Annotated in this window: 16 protein-coding genes and 1 pseudogene; 12 read left to right on the top strand and 5 right to left on the bottom strand. The window is 71.4% G+C overall.

The features are described 5' to 3' along the window. Window positions 1-173: 173 nt before the first annotated feature. Together Q9R47_RS21820 and Q9R47_RS21815 are read right to left on the bottom strand one after the other, a co-directional pair. On the bottom strand, window positions 174-923 hold the full coding sequence (locus tag Q9R47_RS21820) for a LytTR family DNA-binding domain-containing protein (RefSeq protein WP_311235216.1): 750 nt from the start codon (window positions 921-923) through the stop codon (window positions 174-176). A gap of 43 nt (window positions 924-966) precedes the next feature. Continuing rightward, a complete protein-coding gene (locus Q9R47_RS21815; RefSeq protein ID WP_311235215.1) occupies window positions 967-2,028 on the bottom strand; it encodes a sensor histidine kinase in 1,062 nt (353 codons plus the stop codon). A gap of 51 nt (window positions 2,029-2,079) precedes the next feature. Between Q9R47_RS21815 and argH the strand changes: the two genes are divergently transcribed. The 3 genes from argH to Q9R47_RS21800 all read left to right on the top strand — a co-directional run bounded on the left by argH (window position 2,080) and on the right by Q9R47_RS21800 (window position 5,578). Further along, a complete protein-coding gene (gene argH / locus Q9R47_RS21810; RefSeq protein WP_311235214.1) occupies window positions 2,080-3,555 on the top strand; it encodes an argininosuccinate lyase in 1,476 nt (491 codons plus the stop codon). 51 nt (window positions 3,556-3,606) lie between these two features. Next, complete coding sequence (locus tag Q9R47_RS21805; RefSeq protein WP_311235213.1) at window positions 3,607-4,593, top strand: Bug family tripartite tricarboxylate transporter substrate binding protein; 987 nt, start codon at window positions 3,607-3,609, stop codon at window positions 4,591-4,593. Window positions 4,594-4,714: 121 nt separating this feature from the next. Further along, entirely contained in the window at window positions 4,715-5,578 is an 864-nt protein-coding gene (locus Q9R47_RS21800) for an SGNH/GDSL hydrolase family protein (RefSeq protein ID WP_311235212.1), read from the top strand. 130 nt (window positions 5,579-5,708) lie between these two features. Here the strand turns inward: Q9R47_RS21800 and Q9R47_RS21795 are convergent, their stop codons facing one another. After that, the gene (locus Q9R47_RS21795; RefSeq protein ID WP_311235211.1) at window positions 5,709-6,947 is read right to left on the bottom strand and encodes an OpgC domain-containing protein; all 1,239 of its coding nucleotides are present in this window, start codon (window positions 6,945-6,947) and stop codon (window positions 5,709-5,711) included. Window positions 6,948-7,130: 183 nt separating this feature from the next. Between Q9R47_RS21795 and Q9R47_RS21790 the strand changes: the two genes are divergently transcribed. Together Q9R47_RS21790 and Q9R47_RS21785 are read left to right on the top strand one after the other, a co-directional pair. After that, a complete protein-coding gene (locus Q9R47_RS21790; RefSeq protein WP_311235210.1) occupies window positions 7,131-13,172 on the top strand; it encodes an MG2 domain-containing protein in 6,042 nt (2,013 codons plus the stop codon). Then, complete coding sequence (locus Q9R47_RS21785) at window positions 13,169-13,315, top strand: hypothetical protein (RefSeq protein ID WP_311235209.1); 147 nt, start codon at window positions 13,169-13,171, stop codon at window positions 13,313-13,315. Before Q9R47_RS21790 ends, Q9R47_RS21785 begins: the two co-directional genes overlap by 4 nt. Before the next feature lie 51 nt (window positions 13,316-13,366). On the opposite strand, the gene Q9R47_RS21780 is transcribed toward Q9R47_RS21785, so the two are convergent. After that, on the bottom strand, window positions 13,367-13,585 hold the full coding sequence (locus Q9R47_RS21780; RefSeq protein WP_160049170.1) for a DUF3079 domain-containing protein: 219 nt from the start codon (window positions 13,583-13,585) through the stop codon (window positions 13,367-13,369). Window positions 13,586-13,852: 267 nt separating this feature from the next. Between Q9R47_RS21780 and Q9R47_RS21775 the strand changes: the two genes are divergently transcribed. From Q9R47_RS21775 to Q9R47_RS21755, 5 genes are all read left to right on the top strand, one after another. After that, complete coding sequence (locus Q9R47_RS21775) at window positions 13,853-15,658, top strand: methyl-accepting chemotaxis protein (RefSeq protein WP_311235208.1); 1,806 nt, start codon at window positions 13,853-13,855, stop codon at window positions 15,656-15,658. Window positions 15,659-15,777: 119 nt separating this feature from the next. Continuing rightward, window positions 15,778-18,210, top strand: coding sequence for a penicillin-binding protein 1C (pbpC, locus tag Q9R47_RS21770; RefSeq protein WP_311235207.1), 2,433 nt, complete (start codon window positions 15,778-15,780; stop codon window positions 18,208-18,210). Between the two features lie 28 nt (window positions 18,211-18,238). Beyond that, window positions 18,239-19,099: a DMT family transporter gene (locus tag Q9R47_RS21765; protein WP_311235206.1), complete on the top strand. Its 861-nt coding sequence runs from the start codon at window positions 18,239-18,241 to the stop codon at window positions 19,097-19,099. Window positions 19,100-19,243: 144 nt separating this feature from the next. After that, on the top strand, window positions 19,244-20,404 hold the full coding sequence (locus tag Q9R47_RS21760; RefSeq protein ID WP_311235205.1) for an alpha-hydroxy acid oxidase: 1,161 nt from the start codon (window positions 19,244-19,246) through the stop codon (window positions 20,402-20,404). 228 nt (window positions 20,405-20,632) lie between these two features. Next, complete coding sequence (locus Q9R47_RS21755) at window positions 20,633-22,561, top strand: methyl-accepting chemotaxis protein (RefSeq protein WP_311235204.1); 1,929 nt, start codon at window positions 20,633-20,635, stop codon at window positions 22,559-22,561. A 93-nt stretch (window positions 22,562-22,654) separates the two neighbouring features. Here the strand turns inward: Q9R47_RS21755 and Q9R47_RS21750 are convergent, their stop codons facing one another. Then, window positions 22,655-23,203, bottom strand: a complete 549-nt coding sequence (locus Q9R47_RS21750; protein ID WP_311235203.1) for a DUF3455 domain-containing protein — start codon at window positions 23,201-23,203, stop codon at window positions 22,655-22,657. 313 nt (window positions 23,204-23,516) lie between these two features. Here Q9R47_RS21750 and Q9R47_RS21745 point away from each other — a divergent pair, with 313 nt between their 5' ends. After that, entirely contained in the window at window positions 23,517-24,092 is a 576-nt protein-coding gene (locus Q9R47_RS21745) for a sigma-70 family RNA polymerase sigma factor (RefSeq protein WP_311235202.1), read from the top strand. 39 nt (window positions 24,093-24,131) lie between these two features. Further along, window positions 24,132-24,378 (top strand): annotated as a pseudogene (locus Q9R47_RS21740) (RNA polymerase subunit sigma-70); the annotation flags it as partial.

Raw genomic sequence — 24,378 nt, 5'->3', positions numbered from 1 at the left:
AGAGCGCCGCGGCGCAGGCCAGGGGCCGCAGGATCGGCTGCATGCGGTGCAGGGGATGGCAGGCGAGGGTGTGAATGGTCGTCATGGTTGTCTCCTGGGTCGTAGTCGTTGTCGTGGGCAGGGAGGGGCAGGGCGTGCCCGGGCGGCAGAAGCCTGCGCGCCGGCCGTCCGCGTCAGCCCGCGAGCGCCTCGCGCACCGCCGCCACCTGCCGGCGCGACACCGCGAGCAGTTCGGGCAGCCCGTGCATGCGCACGGCCCAGCCTTCGCCTTCCACGGGGTCGTAGTGCTTCTCGATGGCGCGCAGCGCACGGCGTGCGACGAGCGCATTGCGGTGCACGCGCAGGAAGTGCTCCGGGTGGCGCGCCTCCAGATCGCTCAGGGCGCCGTCGAGCACGTAGCTGCGGGTGCCGGTGCGCACCGTGAGGTACTTGAGTTCGGCCTTCACGTAGACCACCTCGTGCAGCGGCACGCGCTCCGTGCGTCCGCGGTCCTGGATCAGCAGCACCTCGCCGGTATCGGCCGGCGGGGGCGGCGGTGCGCTCGGGGCCCACGGTTCCGCGGCGGCGCGCCGGGCCTTGGCCAGCGCCTGCTGCAGCCGCTCCTGGCGCACCGGCTTGGTGAGGTAGTCGGCCGCGTCCAGCTCGAAGGCGCTCACGGCATGGTCGGCATGCGCGGTCACGAAGACGATCGCGGGCGGGCGCGCGAGGCGGCGCAGCGCATGCGCGAGCGAGAGGCCGTCCTGGCCCGGCATGTGGATGTCCAGCAGCACGGTCTCGCAGGTGCGGCCGGCGGGGGTGCTCAGCCACTGCAGCGCTTCGGCGGCGTTCGCCGCTTCGGCGACGGTGTGCCCGCCGCCATCGGCCAGCAGCGTGCGCAGGCGGCTGCGCGCCAGGGCTTCGTCGTCGACGATCAGGATGTGCATGGATCGGAAGGAGAGGGCGCGGCGGCGCCGCGGGTGCGCCGCGTCATGCGCGCAGCGGCAGCGAAATGCGCACGCGGTACAGCCCATTGTGCATGCCCGCCGAGAAGTCGCACTGCACGTCGTGCAGCAGGCGCAGCCGGTCGCGCACGTTCGCCAGGGCGATGCCGTGGCCGCGCGGCGCGCCGCCGGGCCGCGGGCCGCCGGGCGGCACGGTGTTGGTGAGGGTGACCACGGCGCGGCTGCCGCGCAGCTCGGTCGTCACGCGCAGCTTGCCGCCCTGCGGCGCCGGCTCCACGCCGTGCTTGACGGCGTTCTCCACCAGCGGCTGCAGCAGCAGCGGGGGCAGTTGCGCGCCCCCGGTGCGCGGATCGATCACCCACTGCACGCGCAGGCGCTCGCCGAAGCGCACCTCCTCGATCGCGAGGTAGCGCCGCGCCAGCGCGATCTCTTCGGCCAGCGTCGCGGATTCGCCCTGTTCCACCAGCGCGTGGCGGAAGAGGTCGCTCAGGTCTTCCAGCAGCGCCTCGGCGCGGGCCGGCTCGTCGCGCACCAGGGCGATGGCGCTGTTGAGCGTGTTGAAGAGGAAGTGCGGCCGGATGCGCGACTGCAGCTCGCTCAGCCGCGCCGTGGTGGCCGCGGGCGTGCGGGCCCGCGCGCGCAGCAACAGCGCCGCCACGAGCACCGCCGACAGCAGCGCCCCGCTGGCCGCGCTCGCGAGCCACGGAGGTCCGTCCGGCACGCCGACCAGCACCAGCATGCCGCAGGCATAGCAGCCCGCCAGCGCGCCGATCAGCACGCCCGCGGCGCACTGCAGCGCCACCGACCGGCGCTGCAGCACGGTCTTCAGGCTGCATGCCGTGATCAGCCAGGCCAGCGTGGCCGGCAGCGCACCGCCCGTCAGCAGCGAGAGGCGGGCGAGCCAGGCGAGCGGGCTTTCCGCCCCGAACATCGCCCCCACGGCGAGCACCGTTTCCACGAACAGCACGGAGCGCAGCACCACGCCGACGTGGCATGCGTCGAAGACGAGCACTCGCCGCCCGAGCCCGTCGGACGGGGTTTCGGGCAGGGGCTGGGGCCGGGTCGATAAAATTTGCGTCTCTTGCATTGCGGCATCCGGGCGTTCCGGGTGACCGAAACCTCCGGATTATTGCCCTCCATGTCCTCCAGCCCCACCGCGCAACCCTCCCAAGACCAGCTCGCCACCAAGGCCCAGGCCTGGTCGGCCCTTTTCTCCGAACCCATGAGCGATCTGGTCAAGCGCTACACGTCGAGCGTGTTCTTCGACAAGCGCCTGTGGCAGGCGGACATCGCCGGCAGCCTCGCCCACGCGGAGATGCTGGCCGCGCAGGGCATCATCGGCCAGGAAGACCACGCCGCGATCCAGCGCGGCATGGCGCAGATCACCCAGGAGATCGAATCCGGCGCCTTCGAGTGGAAGCTCGACCTGGAGGACGTGCACCTGAACATCGAGGCGCGCCTGACCCAGCTGGTGGGCGACGCCGGCAAGCGCCTGCACACGGGCCGAAGCCGCAACGATCAGGTGGCCACCGACGTGCGCCTCTGGCTGCGCGGCGAGATCGACCTGATCGCCGATCTGCTCAAGGAGCTGCAGGTGTCGCTGGTCGACGTGGCCGAGCGCAACGTGGACGTGATCCTGCCGGGCTTCACCCACCTGCAGGTGGCGCAGCCGGTGAGCTTCGGCCACCACATGCTGGCCTACGTGGAGATGTTCGCGCGCGACGCCGAGCGCATGCAGGATGTGCGCCGCCGCGTGAACGTGCTGCCGCTGGGCAGCGCGGCCCTGGCCGGCACCACCTACCCGCTGGACCGTGAACGCGTGGCGAAGACCCTGGGCATGGTGGATGCGCATGGCGCGCCCATGGTCTGCCAGAACAGCCTGGACGCGGTGAGCGACCGCGACTTCGCCATCGAGTTCACCGCCGCCGCCAGCCTGTGCATGGTGCACGTGAGCCGGCTGTCGGAAGAGCTCATCATCTGGATGAGCCAGAACTTCGGCTTCATCCGCATCGCCGACCGCTTCACGACCGGCTCGTCGATCATGCCGCAGAAGAAGAACCCCGACGTGCCCGAACTGGCGCGCGGCAAGACCGGGCGCGTGGTGGGCCACCTGATGGGCCTGATCACGCTGATGAAGGGCCAGCCCCTGGCCTACAACAAGGACAACCAGGAAGACAAGGAGCCGCTGTTCGACACCGTCGACACGCTGAAGGACACGCTGCGCATCTTCGCCGAGATGGTCGGCGGCCAGCCCGACGCGGCCACCGGCAGGAAGCAGGGCGGCATCACCGTCAACCCGCAGGCCATGGAGCAGGCCGCGCAGAAGGGCTATGCCACCGCCACCGACCTGGCCGACTACCTCGTCAAGAAGGGCCTGCCGTTCCGCGATGCCCACGAGACCGTCGCCCATGCGGTGAAGGCCGCTACCTCGCACGGCGTGGACCTGTCGGAGCTGCCGCTGGCGGTGCTGCAGGGCTTCCACCCGGCCATCGAGAAGGACGTGTTCCACGCGCTGAGCCTGCGCGGCTCGCTCGAAGCGCGCAACACGCTGGGCGGCACCGCCCCGGCCCAGGTGCGTGCCCAGCTGGCGCGCCACCGCGCGCGCCTGGCCTGAGCCCGGCCGCACCCATTCCCGCGTTTGTCCGTTCCGGACCGGAGCCCCGCCATGACCCTTTCCCGCCGCCGCCTGCTCTCCCATGCCACCCTTGCCGGCGCCGCGCTGGCGTCGTCGGGCCTGCCGCTCGCGGCGCTGGCCCAGGGCGGCAAGACGCTGCGCATCCTCGTGGGCTTTCCGCCCGGCGGGGGCTCCGACGCGATCGCGCGCCTGCTGGCCGACAGGCTCAAGGACGTGCTCGGCGTGCCGGTCGTGGTGGAGAACCGGCCCGGCGCGGGCGGGCAGATCGCCGCGCAGGTGCTCAAGACCTCGGTGCCCGACGGCAATACGCTGTTCTTCACGCACGACCACACGATCTCGATCCTGCCGCAGGTGGTGAAGCATCCGGGCTTCGATCCGGCGCAGGATTTCATCGGCGTGGGCGGCGTGGCCACCTTCGTGAACGCGTTCGCCGTCTCCGGCGGCACGCCGGCCCGCAGCTTCGGCGACTACGTCGCCTGGGTGAAGGCGCAGGGCGGCAAGAGCGCGGTGGGGATTCCCGCGCCGGCCTCCACGCCCGAATTCCTCGTGAAGCTGGTCGGTGAGCGCTTCAAGCTCGACCTGGTGTCCGCGCCGTACCGCGGCAGCGCGCCGATGATGGGCGACATGCTGGGCAACCAGATCGCGGCCGGCGTCGGCTCGGTGCCCGACTTCCTGGAGAACCACCGGGCCGGCAAGCTGCGCATCGTGGCCGTGCTGGGCGAACAGCGGCAGGCCGCGCTGCCCGACGTGCCCACCTTCGGCGAACTCGGCCTGAAAGGCTTCGAGGATCTTCCCTACTACGGCTTCTACGCGCCGGCCGGCACGCCCGCGCGGGCCGTGCAGCAGTTCTCCGATGCGCTGGCCCAGGTGCTGGCGCGCCCCGACGTGCGCGAGCACCTCGTGGCGCTCGGCCTCACGGTGACGCCGATGACGCCGCAGCAACTGGCCACGCGCGAGCGTGCCTACACGCAGGCCTGGACGCGCATCATCCAGGCGAGCGGTTTCCAGCCGCAGTAGACCGGGCTCAGGCCCCCGGTTTGTAACGTCGCTGCGCTCAATTGTAAAAATTGTGTGCGCCGGGGAATGGTGGGCGGGAGAATCGCTCTCACGCAGTTGCACTTCCCGGAGCGCCGCTTCCATGCCCCTGAGCCCCTCCCGCTTTTCCTGCCGCGGCCGCGCTGTCGTGGCCGCAGCCGTGTGCTGCGCCGCGCTGCTGCCGGCCGCCGGCGCCTGGGCGACGCCCGTGCCCACGTCGGTGCCTGCGCCCGGTCCCGCGCCGGCCGCCGCTGAAACGGCCGCGCTGCCCGCGCCCTACGCGCGCTGGCAGTCGAGCATGGATGCCTTCGCGGCTGCGGACCAGGCCGGGCTGCCGCAGGCCGGCGGCGTGCTGTTCGTGGGCAGCTCGACCATCCGGCTCTGGACGGACCTGCGGGAAGACTTCCGGCAATTGCCCGTGGTGATCAACCGCGGCTTCGGCGGCTCGACCATGGCCGACTGCAATTACTTCGTGAAGCGCCTGGTGCTGCAGTACCGGCCACGCCAGGTCATCGTCTATGCGGGCGACAACGATCTGGCCGAAGGCCGCAGCCCGGCCCAGGTGCTGGAGAGCCTGCGCTCCTTCGCGGGCACCGTGCGCACGGAGCTGCCGGACACGCGCATCAGCTACGTCTCCATCAAGCCGAGCCCGCTGCGCAGTGCGCTGCTGCCGCGGATCCGCGAGGCCAACGCCCTGATCGCCTACTACCTCAGCGGCGTGCCCGGTACCGATTACATCGACATCTTCTCGCCCATGATGGCGGCCGACGGCCAGCCGCGCGCCGAGCTGTTCGGCCCCGACCGGCTGCACATGAATGCCGCGGGCTACGACCTGTGGCAATCGGCGATCCGGCCGTATCTGCAGGAGGTGCAAGCGCCGATGCCGCAGATGCGGGCGGATGCCGTGCCCGCACCGGCCTCTCCGGTCGTGGCAGGGCAGGGGCTGGTGGCCGGCTCGCGTCCCTGATCGTTCAGCGGCGCCCGAGAGCGGTTCACACGACCCAGCGAAGCGGTTCCGGCGAGGCGTCGCATCGCAGGCAGTACGAGCAGTACGGCAAGATGCGGCAACGACGCCGGAAGGGTCGTGTGAGCCGCTCCTACAGCGTTCTGGCGGTGGGGGTCAGGCTCTCGTGCGCTCGCGGCAGCTCGTCCTCGTCGTGGGTGAGCGGCGGCGGCTTTTCCGCGTAGGGCACGGGGGGCGGCGACGGGACCGTGTCGTCGTCGGGTTGCCTGTCCAGCCACAGCGTCACACGCGCCACGGCATAGAGCGCGCCGAAGCAGGCGGCCAGCAGGGCGATGTCCACCGGCCACGGGCGCTGGTAGTCCGCGCCGAACCAGCCCAGCACCAGCAGCACCACCACGAGGTGGGCGCAGAACACCGGCAATGAGGCACGGCCCAGCGTCTCCAGCCAGCGCATGCGCGGCAGGCGCGCCATCAGCGCCGGCCCGAACCGGATCGCCAGCACCAGCAGCGCGAACAGGTTGAGCACCCGCAGCGGGCCCAGTTGCCACTTGTCGAATGCCAGGTTCCAGGCCGGCAGGCCGTCGCCGAACGGCACCTGGCCGATGGCGTGGCGCCAGGCGAAGCCCGCCAGCGCCAGGACCACGGCTGCCCACACCGCCCAGCGGGGAAATGTGAAGGCGGGAGCGGCCGGATCGTTGCGCGAGGCCCCCATCCAGAGGCCCAGCACCCAGAGGAACTGCCAGCCCCACATCGAAAACGTGCCGGTTTCCTGGAAGGGGATGGGGTTCTTCACGACCGCGTTCGCGGCGTCGTACACCCATTGCGAGAGGCCGAACTGCGCGAGCAGCCACAGCAAGGTGCTCACGGCCAGCACCGGAGCCCAGCCGCGGCGCAGCCCCACCGACATCACCCAGGGGCTCGCGAGCATGAACAGCACGTAGATGGGCAGGATGTCCAGCAGCGGAGGCTCGTAGACCAGCAGCAGCCCGCCGATCAGGGCATCCAGCGGCTGCGCGAAGTAGAAGGTAAGCAGGCCCTTGATGGCGATCTCGTTCACCTCGACGCCGATGAAGGTGATGATGGTGAACAGGAAGAGCAGCGTGGCCGCCTGGCAGGCCCAGATCTTGGCGGCGCGGCGCAGGAAGGCATGGCGCATGGCGGGAACGCCGCGCCGTGCGGCGGTGCGCCCGTACACCATGCCCGCCATGTAGGCGGACAGCAGCACGAAGCCCTCCGCGGCCGAGACGTAGCCGAACGGCTGGCCGAGAGGGAGCGTGAGCCGGGTGGGAAGGTGCGTGACCGTCATCAGGACCAGCATCAGTCCGCGGACGGCGTCGATTTCCCAGCGGCGTTTGGAGGGGGTGTCGGGCATGGGCGGGAGCGCGCATGAAGGCGCCCCGCGATTGTGGGATGCGTCCCGCCGTGCCCGTGTAGGCCGTTTACAACTCAGCGTGGCGGCCGGTGGTGGGGGCCCTGCCGATGGGCTACGCTTTCGGGGTTTGCCTTTTGCCTTTGCCGCAGGCGCCCCGAGGGGCGCGCCACCGCACGCACATCCATGACAACAACAACGCAGCACATCGTCCGCACGGCATTCGCCGCCTTGCTCGGCTGGGGGGCGGCCAGCGCCGCGCAGGCCCTCTCCGTCGCCAGCTTCTCGCCGCAGGGCGAGGTGGCGCGCGTGCGGCAGGTGGTGGCCAAGTTCGACGCCGCCGCCGTGAACTTCGGCGATCCGAAGGCACCGGCGCCCTTCACGGTGGAGTGCGAGGGCGGCGATGCCGCGAAAGGCACCGGGCGCTGGACCGGCGAGCGCGAATGGGTGTACGACTTCGCGCAGGATCTGCCGCCCGGCACGCGCTGCACGGCCACGGCGAAACCCGGCTTCAAGTCCGCCGCGGGCGCCGCGCTCACGGGCACCACCCGCTACCAGTTCAACACCGGCGGGCCCTTCGTGCAGAGCGTGCGCCCCGGCACCTACCAGCCCATCGACGAGGAACAGTTCTTCCTGCTGCAGCTGAACGGCCCGGCCACGGTGGAGAGCGTGAAGGCCAACGTCTGGTGCGTGGCCGAGGACGTGGGCGAGCGCATTCCGGTGCGCATGATCGAGGGAGCCGACCGCGCCGCGCTGCTGCAGTCGCAGGGGCTGGAGAACGCCGCCAGGCAGGCGCCGCTGCGCTATGCCGCGCTCGCCTGCAACCGGCGCCTCACCTCCGGCACCAAGGTGCAGCTGGTGTTCGGCAAGGGCGTGGCCACGCCGAGCGGCGTGCAGAACACGGTGGAGCGCCGGTATGCCTACACGGTGCGCGAGCCTTTCAGCGCCGATTTCGGCTGCGAGCGCGAGAACGCACAGGCCGCGTGCCTGCCGATCCGGCCGATGCGCCTGTCCTTCAACGCCCCGGTGCCGCGCAAGCTCGCCGAGGCCATCCGCCTGAAGTCCGACAAGGAAACCTTCAAGCCGCGACTGGACGGCGAGGGCGATGGTGACACGGTGGTGACGGGCGTGCAGTTCATGCCGCCCTTCACGCCGCAGACCTCGCTGCGCCTGGAACTGCCCAAGGATTTCAAGGACGCCTCCGGCCGCACGCTGCGCAATGCGGACGGTTTTCCGCTGGCCGTGGCCACCGGCCCGATGCCGCCGCTCGCCAAGTTCGCCGCTGCGCCGTTCGGCGTGGTGGAGCGCTTCGCGGAAGGTGACAAGGGCCCGGCGCTGCTGCCGGTGACGCTGCGCAACGTCGAGGCCGATCTGCGCGTGCGCGGCCTGGCGCCCGGCGCGGCGCCGGCACCGGCCGGTGCGGCTTCTGCAGCCTCCGGCGCTACGGCCACGACTGCGCCCGCCGGCAAGGTGAGCACCCTGCAGCCCACGGCCGATGCGGACATCATCGCCTGGTACCGCCGGGTGCGCCGCTACGACGACTACCTCGTGCCGCGCGATGAAGCGCGCCGCGACGCGCGCGGCGCACTGCCGCAGGTGCTGCAGGACGAGGACAAGGGCAGCGTGCAGTCGCGCATGGTGTCGCTGCTCGGCGCGCAGCCCCAGGCCCGCACGCTGGACCTGCCCAAGCCCGCGAATGGCGATCCGCGTCCCTTCGAGGTGGTCGGCATCCCGCTGGCGGCGGGCTTCCACGTGGTCGAGATCGCCTCGCCGATGCTGGGGCAATCGCTGCTGGACCCGCGCCATGGCGCCGCGCGCACGATGTACGTGCGCACGACCGCGCTGGTCACCAACCTGGGCGTGCATTTCAAGCTCGGCCGCGAGAACGCCGCCGCCTGGGTGACGACGCTCGACAAGGGGCAGGTGGTGCCCGGCGCGCTGGTGCGCGTGTCGTCCTGCGACGGCCGCGAACTCGCCACCGCCAGGACCGACGCGCAAGGCATCGCCCGCTTCGAGGGCCTTTCGCCCGAGCCGCCGTCCTGCCCCGGCCGCGGCGGGCTGGAGGGCATGAGCGCCTACTTCGTGAGCGCGCGCGCCGCGGGGCCGGACGGCGTGCAGGACCTCGCCTTCACCTGGAGCGACTGGCAGCGCGGCATCGAATCGTGGCGCTTCAACGTGCCCACGAGCAGCCAGCCCGACCCCGACCAGATCGCGCACACCCTCTTCGACCGCACGCTGCTGCGCGCCGGCGAGACGGTGTCGATGAAGCACATCCTGCGCACGCAGAACCGCCAGGGTTTCGGGCTGCCGGATGCCCAGCCGCACACGCTCGCCATCACCCACGTGGGCAGCGGCCAGCAGTTCCCGCAGCCGCTGCAGTGGCGCCGCACGCCCACGGGGGGCCTGAGCGCAGAGAGCAGCTTCGCCCTGCCGCCCGCCGCCAAGCTGGGCGTCTACAGCGTCGAATTGCGCGGCGACGAGGATGGCCGCGGCCGCAGCTTCACCTCCGGCGAGTTCCGCGTCGAGGAGTTCCGCCTGCCGGTGCTGGAAGGCCGCATCGCGCCCGCGGACAAGAAGCCGCTGGTGCGCCCGCGCTCGGTGCCCACCGACGTGCAGGTGAACTATGTCGCTGGCGGCGCCGCGGCCAACCTGCCCGTGCGCGTATCGGCGCTGGTGCGCGGCAAGTCGCTGCAGTTCCCGGATTTCGACGCGTTCAGCTTCGAGCCGCCGCGCCGCAAGGGCGCCCAGCCCCAGGGCGCCTCGGGCGGTGACGACGAAGAACCCGCCGCCGGCGACGATGCCCGCGTGATCGCCGACAAGCTGGCCGTGACGCTCGACCGCAACGGTGCGGGCAAGGTGGCGATCGACAACATTCCGAATGCCCGCCGCGCGCAGGACCTGGTGCTCGAAGCCACGTATTCCGACCCCAACGGCGAGGTGCAGACCCTGCGCAGCACGCAGACCGTCTGGCCCGCCGCAGTGGTGGCCGGCATCAAGACCGAAGGCTGGGTCTCGGCCGCGCAGAAGATCCGCTTCCAGGCCCTGGCGCTGGGCCTGGACGGCAAGGTGCAGGAAGGCGTGCCGCTGCAGGTGCAGGCGATCGCCCGCATCACCACCACCAGCCGCAAGCGCATGGTGGGCGGCTTCTACAGCTACGACAACAAGACCGAGACCAAGGACCTGGGCACGGTCTGCACCGGCAAGAGCGACAACCGCGGCCTGCTGCTGTGCGAGACGAAGCTCGAAGAGGCCGGCGAGGTGGAACTGGTCGCTACCGCGCGCGACAAGGACGGCAACCAGTCCGAGGCGGCCGCGTCCGTCTGGGTCACGCGCCAGGGCGAGCTGTGGTTCGGCGGAGAAGACCATGACCGCATCGACGTGCTGCCCGAGAAGAAAAGCTACCAGCCCGGCGAGACCGCCCGGCTGCAGGTGCGCATGCCGTTCCGCCAGGCGACGGCGCTGGTGAGCGTGGAGCGCGAGGGCGTGATCGACATGCGCGTGGTGCAGCTGAACGGGCAGGACCCGACGGTGCAGCTCAAGATCGAGGAGGGCTGGGGCCCGAACGTCTACGTGAGCGTGCTGGCGCTGCGCGGCCGGCTGCGCGAGGTGCCCTGGTACAGCTTCTTCACCTGGGGCTTCAAGGCGCCGCGCGAGTGGTGGACGGCCTTCTGGTACGAGGGCAAGGAATACGTCGCGCCAACGGCCATGGTGGACCTCTCCAAGCCCGCCTACCGCCTGGGCCTGGCCGAGCTCAAGGTGGGCGCGAAGGCGCACCGCATCGAGGTGAAGGTGGCTGCCGACAAGGAAAGCTACGCGGTGCGCGGCAAGGCGCAGGTCATGATCAGCGCCACGCTGCCCGATGGCAAGCCCGCCGCGAATGCCGAGGTGGCGGTGGCCGCGGTGGACCAGGCCCTGCTGGAGCTGATGCCCAACACCAGCTGGAACCTGCTGGATGCGATGCTGCAGCGCCGCGCCTGGGGCGTGGAGACGTCTACCGCGCAGATGGAGATCATCGGCCGGCGCCACTACGGCAAGAAGGCCGTGCCCGCGGGCGGCGGTGGGGGCCGTGCGCAGACGCGCGAGCTGCTCGACACGCTGCTGCTGTGGCAGCCGTCGGTGCGGCTCGACGCGAACGGGCGCGCGCAGGTCACCGTGCCGCTGAACGATGCGCTCACCACCTTCAAGATCGTCGCGGTGGCCGATGCCGGCACGGGCCTGTTCGGCACGGGATCGACCAGCATCCGCGCCACGCAGGACCTGCAGATCATCAGCGGCCTGCCGCCGCTGGTGCGCGAGGACGACCAGTTCCGCGCCCAGTTCACGCTGCGCAACACCACCAAGGCGGCCATGAAGGTCGAGGTGGCGCCGCGTGCCACGCTGCTCACGCTGGACAAGCAGACGGTGGACATCCCCGCCGGCGAAGCCCGCGAGGTGGCGTGGAACGTGACGGCACCCCCACAGCTCGCGCAGACGCGCGCCGAGGCGATCCTCTGGGAGATCGAGGCGCGCGACACGACGCCCGGGGCCGGCGGCGCGCGCGACGCGCTCAAGGCCACGCAGCGCCTCGTGCCGGCGGTGCCGCTCACGGTGCAGCAGGCCACGCTCGTGCAGGTGGACGGCAGCTTCGGCATCGACGTGAAGCCGCCCGCGGACGCGATCCCCGGCCGCGGCGGCCTGAAGATGTCGCTGCAGCCCAAGCTCGCCGAGGGCCTGCCGGGCGTGCGCGACTGGTTCGCCAACTACCCGTTCATCTGCCTGGAGCAGAAGACCAGCAAGGCCGTGGGCCTGCGCGACGGCAAGCTCTGGCAGACCGTGGTGGGGCAGCTGCCCACCTACCTGGACGGCGACGGCCTCGCGAGCTACTTCCCGCCGCAGGCGGGCAGCGGCAACCGCGGCAGCGACACGCTCACCGCCTACCTGCTCGCGGCCACGCACGAGGCCTCGTCCCTCGACCCGGCCTTCGCGCTGTCTCCGGAAGTGCGCGCGCCGATGGAGCGCGGCCTGATCGCCTTCGTCGAAGGCCGCATCCAGCGCGACTTCTGGAGCCCGCGCAAGGACCTGGACATGCGCAAGCTCGCGGCGATCGAGGCGCTCTCGCGCTACGGCAAGGCCACGGGCCGCATGCTCTCGTCCATCACCGTGGCGCCCAACCAATGGCCCACGCACAGCGTGATCGACTGGCTGAACGTGCTGCGCCGCGTGCCCGATGCACCGCAGCGCGAGCAGCGCCTGGCCGAGGCCACGCAGATCCTCAAGGCGCGCCTGTCCTACCAGGGCACGAAGCTGGTGTTCAGCACCGAGCAGGACGACTACTGGTGGTGGCTGATGCAGAACGGCGACGTGAACACCGCGCGCCTGATGCTGGCGGTGATGGACGATCCGGCCTGGAAGGACGACATGGGCCGGCTGGCGAACGGCTTCATCGCGCGCCAGCAGGGCGGGGCGTGGCACACCACCACCGCCAACCTGTGGGGCGGCCTGGCGCTGGAGAAATTCAGCGCGAAGTTCGAGGCCACGCCGGTCACGGGAACCACCCGCGCCGCGATGGGCGGCAACACGGCCACGGTGGACTGGAGCAAGGTCGGCCGCGTGACCACGGCCAGCGCCGCCGGCGCGCCGCACCAGACGACGTGGTTCGGCGCCCCCGCCGCGCCCGGCAACCTCACCCACAACGGCATGTTCCTGCCCTGGAGCGCCGCGGGCGGCAAGGAGACGCTGAGCGTCACCCAGCAGGGCACCGGCAAACCCTGGCTCACGCTGCAGTCGGTGGCCGCGGTGCAATTGAAGGCGCCGTTCTCCGCGGGCTACACCGTCAAGAAGACGGTCACGCCCGTGGAGCAGGCGGTGGCGGGCCAGTACACGCGCGGCGACGTGCTGCGCGTGAAGCTGGAGGTGACGTCCACCGCCGACATGACCTGGGTGGTGCTGACCGATCCGATACCGGGCGGCGCCACCATCCTCGGCAACGGCCTGGGCCGCGATTCCGAGATCGCCACGCAGGGCGAACAGCGCGGCAGCGGCTGGCTGGCCTTCGAGGAGCGCAGCTTCGAGGCCTGGCGCGGCTACTACGAGTACGTCTCGAAGGGATCGCTCACGGCCGAATACACCGTGCGCCTGAACAACGTCGGCGAATTCGCACTGCCGCCGACGCGCGTGGAGGCGATGTACGCACCCGAGATGTTCGGCGAGACGCCCAACGCGCGCATGAAGGTGCAGGCGGCGAAATGACGGCGGATGCGCCTTCGATCCGCGCGATGGTGCTCCAGGACCATGCCGAGGTCCTGCGGCTCATGCAGGCCACGCCGGGTGTCTCGGTGCGCGATGCCGATGCGTACGATGGGTGGATCGCGGGCGACCGGCCGAACGCGTGAGCAGCCAGGACCTGGAACACGGCCCCGCCATGGCCCGGCGGGCCCTGGCGTTCAGCGCGCTTTTCCACCACCGGGTGGTGCGCTGGCCGCGCCTGGCGGCGGGCTGCCGGGCGGCGTCCACGTGAGCCAGTCGTCGCCGAACAGCTCCGCAGGGTGCTGCGTGCGCTCCGACCCGTTGCCGCACGCGAGCGCCTCGGTCGGGCAATAGCGGTCGCAACCCCAGCAGATCCGCTCCGGATGGGCGGGGTGTTCGGGAAATTTGCGCTGCATCGTGGGCGTGCCTCCTGATGCACCAGTGTGGGGCCCGCGCCGGGTATGCGGCTTGTGGTGCATCAAACCTGCCGTGCAGCCGGCGCCACGTGCCGGACCGAAGTCGACAGTGATGTAAGTTCCTTGCCTACAAATCGCATCAAGTTGTAAATTTAGTATCTCGGCAGTGCTTCCCATGACGGGTTGTTGCTGCGGAGGGACCGCAGCGGGTGCTGATGGTCGGCCCCTCGTCGTGCGCGGCATCGCTGTACGAAAGCGGATACTTTCATGAACATTTCCCATTGGCCCCTGGCACGCCGGCTGGCGCTGGCGTTCGGCGGCGTGATTGCGATCTTCCTGGTGGTGATCGGCGTGGCCATCACCAGCCAGAACCGGTTGAAGGCTGCCGGGGACATGAACATCCACACCTACAAGGTGCTGGAAGGCGCCCAGCAGATGATGCTCGGCGTGGTCAACATGGAAACCGGGGCGCGCGGCTTCCTGCTGTCGGGCAATCCGTCGTTCCTCGGCCCGTGGAACCAGGGCCGAGAGGCGTTCGAATCGGCATGGCAGTCGCTGCGCGCGCTCACCTCCGACAACCCGGAGCAGCAAAAGCGCCTGGAGGTGCTGCGCGCCCGGCAGGCGGATTTCGCCGCAGTGATGCAGTCGCTGCAGGCGATGCGCCGCGATGTGGATGCGGGCACCGTGCCGCTGGACGCCTTCGTGGCCGAATTCGGCCGGGCGCGCGACAAGGCCGCGATGGACGGCTTCCGTGCGGTGCAGGCGGAATTCTCCAAGACCGAGCACGATCTGCTGGAAGTGCGCATGGCCGAAGCGGAAGCCGCGCGCAACACGGCGCTGATGGTGGAAGTCACCGGCACCGTCCTGGCCGCGGTCGTCGCCGTGCTCCTGGGCCTCTGGGTGACGCGTTCCATCACCCTCCCGATCGGCCGTGCGGTGGAAGTGGCGCGGGCAGTGGCCGCCGGCGACCTGACGCAGCAGATCGAGGTGAAGGCGCGCGACGAGGTCGGGCTGTTGCTGGAGAGCCTGCGCGACATGAACGCGTCGCTCATCCGCGTGGTGTCCCAGGTGCGCCAGGGCAGCGAGTCGGTGGCATCGGCCAGCATGCAGATCGCGCAGGGCAATTCGGACCTGTCGTCCCGCACCGAAAGCCAGGCCAGCGCGCTGGAGGAAACGGCCGCATCGATGGAGGAACTGGGCTCCACCGTGTCGCAGAACGCCGACAACGCCCGCCAGGCGAACCAGCTGGCGCAGGCCGCCAGCGGCGTGGCGGAGCAGGGCGGGGTGGTGGTCTCGCAGGTGGTCGACACCATGAAGGGCATCTCCGACAGCTCGCGCCGCATCTCCGACATCATCAACGTGATCGACGGCATCGCGTTCCAGACCAACATCCTGGCGCTGAACGCGGCGGTGGAGGCCGCGCGGGCCGGTGAACAGGGCCGCGGCTTCGCGGTGGTGGCGGGCGAGGTGCGCAGCCTGGCGCAGCGCAGCGCCGGCGCCGCGAAAGAGATCAAGGAACTCATCACCGCCAGCGTGGAGCGCATCGAAAGCGGTGCGCAACTGGCCGACCAGGCCGGCAGCACCATGACGGAAGTGGTGGGCAGCATCCGCCGCGTGACCGACATCATGGGCGAGATCAGCGCGGCGAGCAGCGAGCAGAGCGCCGGGGTGTCTCAGGTCGGCGAAGCCGTCACGGAAATGGACCAGACCACGCAGCAGAACGCCGCGCTGGTCGAGGAAATGGCCGCCGCGGCCTCCAGCCTCCGGTCGCAGGCGCAGGACCTCGTGCAGGCCGTGAGCGTGTTCCGCCTGGATGCGACGCACACGGCCGCCCACGCCCCGGCTCCCGCGACCGCCGCGTCGGCCGCCGCGGACACCGCCGCCGCGCGTGCCGCACTGGCGGCCCGTGCTCCCGCACCGGCCGCGCGGCCGCAGCGCAAGGTGGCCGCCAGGCCGGCCGCGCCCGCACGGTCTGCGGCCCCGCGCGAACCGGCGGCCCCGCAGATCCACGGCATGGGGCCCAACCCGGCTCTCGCGGGCCAGGGCGCGCAGGGCGACTGGGAATCCTTCTGACCGGCATTCCCGGGCCGTAGCGGCGGGGCGCCGCTTCCTCCCGGGCCGGTTTCGGGCCGCCGCAGACTGTCCGCGGCGGCCTTCTCTTCGGCGCCATTGGTGGTAGCCTGCGGTCCGACATGTTCCGCCGCACTGCCGCCCGCACATCCGGGATCGCCTCCCGCTTTCGTACCGCCGTCCGGGGCCCGGCCACCGGCCCGTCGCTGCCGCTGCGCCCGCGTCTGCCGTTCGCTTCCGCGCTGCCGCTGACGCTTCTGCTGCTCGCGCTCTGCTTACCGCTGCCGGCGCGCGCGCTGCCGGGCTATGCCGAAGTGCGGGCCGATTACCGCCCCTCCGACACGCTGGTACTGTCGCGCGAAGGCGAGGTGCTGCAGCGCCTGCGCACCGACAACACCGTGCGGCGCGGACAGTGGACGGGGCTGGACGACATCTCTCCCGCACTGCGCGAAGCGCTGGTGCGCAGCGAGGACCGCCGCTTCTACGAGCACAGCGGCGTCGACTGGCGCGCCGTGTCCGCGGCCGCCTGGGGCAACCTGTGGAACCAGCGCACGCGCGGCGCCTCGACGCTGACCATGCAGCTCGCGGGCCTGCTGGACGGCGACTGGCGCCAGGGGCCGGGCGGCCGGACCGTGGCGCAGAAGCTCGGCCAGACGGTGGCGGCGCAGGTGCTGGAGCGGCGCTGGCGCAAGGACCAGATCCTGGAGGCGTATCTCAACCTGGTGCCGTTCCGGGGCGAACTGGTCGGCATCGACGCGCTCTCGCGCACGCTGTTCGGCAAGGCGCCGCACGGCCTGGACGACCGCGAGGCCGCCGTGGCCGCGGCGCTCGTGCGCGCGCCCAATGCCCAGCCCGCGCTCGTGGCCCGGCGCGCCTGCGGCGTGCTGCACAGCATGGGAACGGGGCCGGCCGCGCAGGGCGGCGGCGCAGGGGGCAAGGCGCCGCGGCCGGAGGACTGCGACGCGCTCGACCTGTTCGTGGCCGCGGCCCTGCAGCGCCGCGACTATGCGGCGAGCGAGGGCGATGCGCCGCATTTCGCGCGCTACCTGCTCGCGCGCACCGAGGGGCCGGCTCCCGCCACGGTGCGCTCCAGCCTCAGCGCGCCGCTGCAGCGCATGGCCGTCCAGTCGCTGCACCAGCACCTGCGCGAGCTGCACGGGCGCCACGTCGAGGACGGCGCCGTGGTGGTGCTCGACAACGCCACGGGCGAAGTGCTGGCCTGGGTGGGATCGTCGGGCCTGCTCAGCCAGGCCGGCGAAGTGGACGGAGTGACCGCCGCGCGCCAGCCCGGCTCCACGCTCAAGCCGTTCCTCTACGCGCAGGCGATCGCCCAGCGCCGCATGACCGCAGCCTCGCTGATCGAGGATTCGCCCGCCTACATTCCCACGGCCTCCGGGCTCTACATTCCGCAGAACTACGACCGGCAGTTCAAGGGCTGGGTGTCCGCGCGCACCGCGCTCGCCGCGTCGCTCAACGTGCCGGCGGTGCGCACCCTGGCGATGGTCACGCCCGATGCGTTCTTCCGCCAGCTGCGGTCGCTGGGCCTGCCGCTGCGCGAGACCGGCGACTACTACGGCTACAGCCTGGCGCTGGGCAGCGCCGAGGTGCCGCTCCTGCACCTGGCGAATGCCTACCGCGCGCTCGCCAACGGGGGCCGCGCCGGTCCGGTGGCGCTGCGGCCCGCCGCCGCGCACGCCGCTTCGGCCGCGGAACCGGCCATCGATGCGCGCGCCGCGTTCATCGTGGGCGACATTCTCTCCGACGGCAATGCACGCGCGCGCACCTTCGGCACCGACAGCGTGCTCGCCACGCGCTTCTGGACGGCCGTGAAGACCGGCACCAGCAAGGACATGCGCGACAACTGGGCGCTGGGCTGGTCGCAGCGCTACACGGTGGGCGTCTGGGTGGGCAATGCCGGCGGCGCGCCGATGCACGACGTGAGCGGCACCAGCGGCGCGGCGCCGGTGTGGGCCGAGGTGATGGGCTGGCTGCACCGCTCCGGCACGCAGGGCGGCGGGGCGCGCAGCCGTGCGCCCGCACCGCCGCCCGGGCTGGTGCGCGCCGCCGTGCGCTTCGGGCCCGAGCCGGACGGCACGCGCCTGATCGAGAGCGCGCGCGAGGAGTGGTTCATCGCCGGCACGCAGCAGCCGCTCTTCGCCGTCGATGGCGGAGCGTCCGGCGCCACCACCATGGCCGCACGGGGCCGCGCCCGCGCCGCGGCCGGCGCGGCTGCGGGCGATGGGAGCCTCGATGGCCAGGACGGGCTGCAGGCGCCCGCGCCGCGCATCCTCTCGCCCGCGCCGGGCACGATCGTGGCGCTCGATCCGGACATCCCTCCCACCCGCCAGCGCCTGCGGTTCACCGCCGGCGGAGGCGGCACGGCCGCCGACGTGCGCTGGCGCATCGACGGAAAGGAGCGCGGGCGCGGCGCGGAATGGTCCTGGCTGCCCTGGCCGGGCCGCCACCGCATCGAACTGGTGGATGCCGGCGGGCGGGTGCTCGACACGGTTCCCGTCGAAGTGCGCGGCGCGGGCGTCAAATCGATGACCCCGTGAACCTCCCGTACGCCCCTGTCCCCTTGCCATGAACGCCGTCGCTCCGTTGCTCTTCGTCGTCATCTGGTCCACCGGCTTCCTCGTGGGCCGGGGCGTGTCCGCGCATGCCGATCCGTTCTGGTTCCTGGCGGCACGCTTCGTGGGCGTGGCGACGCTGTTCGCCGCCGCCGCGTGGTGGGCGCGCGTGGAGTGGCCGCGCGGGCCGCGGCGCGTTCTGCTGCACCTGGCCGCGGGCGCGCTCATGAACGGGCTCTACGTGGGCCCGAGCTGGTGGTCGATGTCGCGCGGACTGCCGGCGGGCGTGATGGCGCTCATCGGCGCGCTGCAGCCGCTGTTCACGGCGCTGATCGCCGTGGCCGTGCTGCGCCGCCGTCTGGGCGCCAGCACCTGGGCCGGCCTCGGGCTGGGGTTCGGCGGCGTGGCGATGGTGCTCTGGCCGCGCCTGTCCGCCAGCGCAGGCGCGGCGGCGCTGGGGCTGCCCGTGCTGCTGGCCGCTGCCGGCAGCATCCTCGCGCTCACCGTGGGATCGATGGTGCAGAAGTCGCCGCTCGCCGCCGGCGACCTGCGCAGCGCCAGCGCGGTGCAGAACCTGGGTTCCATCGCCGTGCTGTTGCTGATGGCCGTGTGCCTGGGCGAGCCGCGCTGGGACGGCTCGCCGCTGCTCTGGGGCTATCTCGCCTACTCGGTGCTGGTGCTGTCGATCGGCGGCACCTCGCTGTTCATCTGGCTCATGCGCCGTGGCGAGGCCACGCGCACCGCGGCGCTGGTGCTGGCCGTGCCGCCGCTGTCGGCGCTGCAGGCCTGGGCCATCTTCGGCGAGACGCTCAGCGCGCTGCAGGTGGTGGGCTTCGCGGTCGCCATCGCGGGCGTCGCGCTGGCCCGGCGCTGAGACCGCGCGGGCCGGCCATGCAAAAAGCCTCAACGTGCCGGAAAAACCATCAGTACCTGCGGCGCCGATCCGCCGGTACGATGGTCCCGCGCCCGCTGCCCGCCGGGGCCGCGCGCCCCAGAACAACGACCAGGAGCCTTTCCCGTGACCGACCTGTCCCGCATCACCTGCATCGAAGACCTGCGCACCGTCGCGCGCCGCCGCGTGCCGCGCATGTTCTACGACTATGCCGATTCAGGCTCCTACACCGAGAGCACCTACCGCGCCAATTCGGAGGATTTCCAGGCGATCAAGCTGCGCCAGCGCGTGGCGGTGAACATGGAGAACCGCACCACGCGCACGAAGATGGTGGGGCAGGACGTGGCCATGCCCGTGGCGATTGCGCCCACAGGCCTCACCGGCATGCAGCATGCCGACGGCGAGATCCTCGGGGCGCGCGCCGCGCGGGCGTTCGGCGTGCCGTTCACGCTGTCCACCATGAGCATCTGCTCGATCGAGGACGTGGCCGAGCATGCCGGGCCGGGCTTCTGGTTCCAGGTGTACGTGATGCGCGACCGCGATTTCGTCGAACGCCTGATCGACCGCGCCAAGGCCGCGGGCGTCTCGGCGCTGCAGGTCACGCTCGACCTGCAGATCCTCGGCCAGCGCCACAAGGACATCAAGAACGGGCTCTCCACGCCGCCCCGGCCCACGCTCGCCAACCTGCTCGACCTCGCGACCAAGCCGCGCTGGTGCCTCGGCATGCTGGGCACGAAGCGGCGCAGCTTCGGCAACATCGTGGGCCATGCCAAGGGCGTGGGCGATCTGTCCTCGCTGTCGTCGTGGACGGCCGAGCAGTTCGATCCGCGGCTGAACTGGCGCGACGTGGAGTGGATCAAGCGGCGCTGGGGCGGCAAGCTCATCCTGAAGGGGATCATGGATGCGGAAGACGCGCGCCTGGCGGTGGATGCGGGCGCCGACGCGATCGTGGTCAGCAACCACGGCGGCCGCCAGCTCGACGGTGCGCCGTCGTCCATCCACGCGCTGCCGGGCATCGTGGATGCCGTGGGCCGCGACATCGAGGTGTGGATGGACGGCGGCATCCGCGGCGGACAGGACGTGCTCAAGGCCTGGGCGCTGGGCGCGCGCGGCACGCTCATCGGACGCAGCTTCCTCTATGGGCTGGGCGCGTTCGGCGAGGCCGGGGTGACACGGGCGCTGCAGATCCTGCAGAAGGAACTCGATATCACCATGGCCTTCTGCGGCCACACGGACATCCACCGCGTGGACCGGTCCATCCTGCTGCCCGGGACGTTCCCCGCCTGACACCTTCGCGCCTCCACTGTCGCGTATGTTTGATGCAAAAAGTATCTTGAATATCGATATGTTGTTGATTGCAGCAGGTTGACTTACAGGGAAAACCCTTTGTTTGCCTAAAATTGGTGCAGCAGCGCTCACTTTCGGAGCGCTTTTGCACTTTTTTGGGGCGCGCCGGGTGTTGTTTTGGCACTTGCGCTTTGGGAAGGTGGCTCCCATCGACCAAAGACTGCTCCCATGACCGCCTGGATCGGAAACCTGAAGTTCTCCCGCAAGTTCGTACTGATCGGGTGCATCGCCTTCGCGATGTTCCTGCTGCCCACCGTGCTGCTGGTGCGCACCACGCTGGCCGACGTCGACACGGCCATGCGCGAACGCGACGGGCTCGCCCCCGCGCGGGAAACGCTCAAGCTGGTGCAGCTCACGCAGCAGCACCGCGGCCTCTCCGCCTCGCTGCTCGGCGGCAACGAGTCGGCGGCAGCGCCCCGGCAGGCCAAGCAGGCCGAGGTGGAGGCGTCCCTCTCCCGTACCCGGGAGGTGCTGGTCGGTCTGGGCGACGCCGCGCTGGACCAGCGGCTCGACCGCATCCGCGCCGAATGGAGCACGCTCGCCGCGGGCGTCTCGGGCAAGAGCGTGCGCGGGACCGACAGCAACCGGCTGCACGTCGCGCTCATCGAGCGCGAACTCGGGCTGATCGACGACGTGGCCAACAGTTCGGGCCTCGCGCGGGACACCGACATCCGCACGCACTACCTGCAGAAGGCCGTGCTCGGCCAGTTGCCGCAACTGACGGAAGCGCTCGGGCAGATGCGCGCCCGCGGCGCGCTGGTGCTCGCGCGCGGCGAGGTGGCGCCGGAAGAGCGTGCGCGCATCGAGGGCCTCTCGGACCGGGTCCGCCAATACTACGGCGAGGCGCGCAAGTCGCTGGAGCTGGCGGCCGGCGGCCACCTGCCCGCGTCGGTGGAGAAGGCCCGCGACGCCGCGCTCGCGGCGGCCGAGGAGGGCTTCAAGCTGGCCGACGAGAACATCGTGCGCGCCGAGGCGCTGCGCATGCCTTCGGCCGAATGGGTGGCGCGCATGACGCGGATCATCGACACCCAGTTCGAACTGGTGGCGGTGTCGTTCGACGTGCTGCAGGAGTCGCTGGATGCGCAGATCGCGCAACTGCGCCGCGGCCTCGCCCTGCTGTGCGCCGCGCTGGTGGTGCTGCTGGCGGTGGGATCGTGGGTCATGGTCATGGTCACCCGCTCCACCACCCGTTCCATCGGCGAGGCCGTGCGCCTGGCCGAGGCCGTCGCCGAAGGCGACCTCACGGTGCGCGTCGAGCCCCGGGGCCGCGACGAGGTGGCGCGGCTGCTGCACGCGCTCGCGGCCATGACGGCCCGGCTCGGCACCGTGGTGGGCACCGTCCGCCTCAACGCGGAGAGCGTGGCCAGCGCCAGCGTGCAGATCGCCCAGGGCAACACCGACCTGAGCCAGCGCACCGAGAGCCAGGCCAGCGCGCTCGAACAGACGGCCGCCTCGATGGAAGAGCTGGGCTCCACGGTCCGGCAGAACGCCGACAACGCCCGGCAGGCCGATCAGCTCGCGCGGGACGCGGCCGGCATCGCCACGCAGGGCGGGGTGGTGGTGCAGCAGGTGGTGGAGACGATGCGCGGCATCCACGGCAGTTCGGCGCGCATCGGGGACATCATCGGCGTCATCGACGGCATCGCGTTCCAGACGAACATCCTGGCGCTGAACGCGGCCGTGGAGGCCGCGCGCGCGGGCGAGCAGGGCCGGGGCTTCGCGGTGGTGGCCGGCGAGGTGCGCAGCCTGGCGCAGCGCAGCGCCAGCGCGGCCAAGGAAATCAAGGAACTCATCACCGCCAGCGTGGCGCAGGTCGGCACAGGCACCGCGCTGGTGGACCAGGCAGGCTCGACCATGGGCGAGATCGTGGAGTCCATCCGCAAGGTGAGCGGCATCGTCGGCGAGATCAGCTCGGCCACCGTCGAGCAGAGCGAGGGCGTCGCCCAGGTGGGCGAGGCCGTGAGCCAGATGGACAACGCCACCCAGCAGAACGCCGCGCTGGTGGAGGAGAGCGCCGCCGCGGCCAGCAGCCTGAGATCGCAGGCGCAGCAGCTCGTGGACACCGTCGCCATGTTCCGGCTGCACCCCGGCGCCTGAGCCTCCCGCGCTCCACGAACGAAAGCCCCGGGAGCATCCGCCTCCGGGGCTTTTTTCTTTTCTTCACGCCCGGCCGCGCCGGGCAGGCGCCGGTCAGGCCGCGCGCCAGAAGATGTAGTCGGCCTGGTACTTCACCACCTGCTTCTGGCCGGCGTTGGCCGCCGCGCACGGCATGGCGGGCGCCACGCCGCCCTGGGTGGCCACGCGCTGGATGTACGACACGCCCTGCATCGCGCCCATGCCGGTGGCGGGGTTGGCCTTCACCAGCTGCAGCGGGATGTTGCCGGTGCCCGCGGGCGCCACGGCCACCTGCGTGGCGGTCACCTTGGAGCCGTCACTGCTCTCCCAGGTGGCGGGCGGGCCGAAGTAGCGGCCGACCATGCCGCCCTTGCGGTCCATGAGCTTCGCATCCGGTCCGACGAACACCCATTCATAGTCGCTCGGCATGTCCTTCTTCGCGCGGCATTCATAGGTGATCTCACCCTTGCCCACGGTTTCGAGGGCCACCTTGTGGCCCGCGGGCACCTGCACGGCCGAGGGCAGCGACGATTGCGAGAACGGCGCCATGGGGGCGCTGTCCATGTGGCTGCAGGCGGCAAGGGCCAGGGTGGCGGCGATCGCGATGGGAAGATGGACTCGCATGGAAACACTCCTTGGTTGTGTGTGGAAAAGGAAACGCAAGCGCACGGGAAACCGGACACCGTGCGGCCGGAACCCTCCGGACCAGCCGTCCCCGCGCTGTGGCGCGGCCTCCCGGTCTGTTGTCCATTCTGCTTTCCGGGCGGGGTCACCTCCTGTACGCGGGCCGCGCCGGACTGGATTCAGATCCGCGCGATTTCCCCTGGATGACCCGGCGCCGCGCGGGGGCTTGTATCCGGACGCGGCCGGCGCGCGTATCACGTTCCATGGCGGCGCGCACGGCCCGGAAGCTCCGCCTTTCCCTCACAATCGGCGGATGGGCACGCCTTGCACGGATCAGGAACTGATGGACCTCATCGAACGCGTCGCGCGGCGCGACGACGCCGCGCTGAAGCTTCTCTACGACCGCGCAGGCTCGCGGCTGTACGGTGTCGCGCTGCGCGTCGTCGGCCAGCGCGAGGCGGCCGAGGACGTGCTCCAGGAGGCGTTCCTCGCCATCTGGCGCACGGCCGCGGGCTACCACGCCACGCTCAGCCCGCCCCTGGCGTGGATGGGCATGATCGTGCGCAGCCGCGCGCTCGACCACCTGCGACGCCGCGTCTCCGACCGCGCGCACCTCACGCAGGAGTTCGACGACGCGGTGGCCCAGACCCTGCAGGGCGGCGATCCCACGCCCGCCGACCTGACCGAGGCGAGCCAGGAAGCCACGGCGCTGCACCAGTGCCTGGGCCGGCTCGAGAACCGGCAGCGCGAGGTGGTGAGCCTGGCCTACCTGCGCGACATGAGCCACGGCGAGCTGGCCGAGCAGTTGCAGCTGCCCCTGGGCACCGTGAAGACCTGGATCCGGCGCAGCCTCGAGAAACTGCGCGACTGCATGGCGCGCTATGCGTGATGCGCCCGCGAACGACATGGACATGAAGGCAGGCCCGCCATGGATCTGAACCGCCACCCCGAATTGCTGGAGCGCCTGGCCGCGGCCTACGCGCTCGGCACGCTGCGCGGCGGCGCGCGCCGCCGCCTCGAAACCCTGGCCCGCGAGCACGCCACCGTGCGCGCGGCCGTGCTGGTATGGCAGGGCCGCTGGGCCGGCCTGACCGAACTGCAGCCCGAGCAGGAGCCCCCGCCCGCCGTCTGGGTGCGCATCCGCAACCTCGTCGATGCCGAGCAGGCGCGCGAGG

Source organism: Acidovorax sp. PRC11 (assembly GCF_031844105.1).
In the GTDB taxonomy this organism is placed as follows: Bacteria; Pseudomonadota; Gammaproteobacteria; order Burkholderiales; family Burkholderiaceae_C; genus Paracidovorax.
Note: the sequence above shows the minus strand (reverse complement) of the source record. Positions and strands in the feature narration are given on the sequence as shown.